Raw genomic sequence first — 1,313 nt, 5'->3', positions numbered from 1 at the left:
TCCCCGACCCCGTGCGCGCCGCCCGCCACCCCGCAGGCGTGCGCGTGGACCGGTACGGCTACCCCGACTTCACGCCGTACGCCCGCGCCGCCGCCGAAATCGCCGATCCACCCGAAGGATTCGGCGTCGACGAACTACGGCTGACCGACTACATCTCGGCCAACGCCGCACTGCACGCCGCCGGACACGAGCTCTGGACCGGCCTCCCGCGCGTGGCCACCCCACACGGCTGGACCTGGCACCACGTCGCCGGTTCCCGCCGCATGCAACTCATCCCCACCGAAGTGAAAGCCCTCCTCAGACACCACGGCGGCCTCGCCACCGCCGCCGTCGACCAGCACAAGCGCGGCACCCGCCCCCTCCCGCAGACCCGGCCCGCCCACTTCATCCTCCCCGGCGGCCTCGCCGTCACCGAGGAGCGGCTCCTCGACACCGAGGAACACCTGGGACACCGGCTCCCCGGCCCGTACCGCGCCTTCCTCAAGGCGGCGGGCGGCGCCGCACCCGCGGGCTGCGCCCTGGCGCCCGAGCTGGGGCTCCTGCTCGACCAGCCCTTCCTCACGGTCCGCGGCGAGGCGGCCACCGACGACCTCGTCTACGTCAACAAGTGCCTGCGCGACCACCTCACCAAGGACCACCTGGGCATCGCCTTCGCCCAAGGCGGACTCCTCGCGCTCAAGGTGCGGGGAGAGGCGGCCGGATCCGTCTGGTTCTGCCCTTACGACGACGCGCGCGACCACGACGGCCTGCCGCTCCAGGACCGCGTACGGGACCTGCTCCTGCCCTGCGGCGAGGACTTCGACGCATTCCTCCGGCACCTGGCGGGCGACCCACCGGAGCTGGAGACCGTGGCAAACCTGATGGTGGACGGCGGCTTCGCCCACGCCGTCCCGGTGGAGGGACAGCGGCAGTGGTGACCATCGCGCAGGCCCGGGAGCGCGCCGAACAGTGGATCAACGGGGGCGTCCCGGCCGGCCACCACCGCGAAGTGCGCGTCGAAGAGTTCGCCCTCGGCTTCGTGGCGTACGCCCCGGAGGGCGGCGGCGCCCGCCTGGTGATCGCCCGCGACACCGGCGACGCCACCCTGTGGCCGGACCTCCCGGTGGAGGAGGTCGCGCACTGGTACGAGGAGGCGTACGGCCCGGCGGGCGAGCACACGGAGCCGGACGCGGAGCCCGCCGCCCCACCCCAGCGCATCGACCTCCAGGAGACATCCTTCCTGCTGACCCCGTCCCAGTGGCTCCAGGCCACGGCCGACCAACTCGCCACCCCGGAACGGCAGTCACACCCCTCGGACACCCCCTCCCTGGGAA

General features: G+C 73.4%; 1 protein-coding gene and 1 pseudogene. Both read left to right on the top strand.

The window, feature by feature from the left end; genetic code table 11:
* Positions 1–917: HNH endonuclease (locus AOK16_RS24955; protein WP_055474337.1), on the top strand; the 917-nt coding region annotated here is incomplete at its 5' end.
* Positions 911–1,313: pseudogene (locus AOK16_RS27360) on the top strand (SUKH-4 family immunity protein); the annotation flags it as partial. The gene AOK16_RS24955 and the pseudogene AOK16_RS27360, both read left to right, overlap by 7 nt.

This window comes from Streptomyces pathocidini (assembly GCF_001418495.1).
Classification (GTDB): Bacteria; Actinomycetota; Actinomycetes; order Streptomycetales; family Streptomycetaceae; genus Streptomyces; species Streptomyces pathocidini.
Note: the sequence above shows the minus strand (reverse complement) of the source record. Positions and strands in the feature narration are given on the sequence as shown.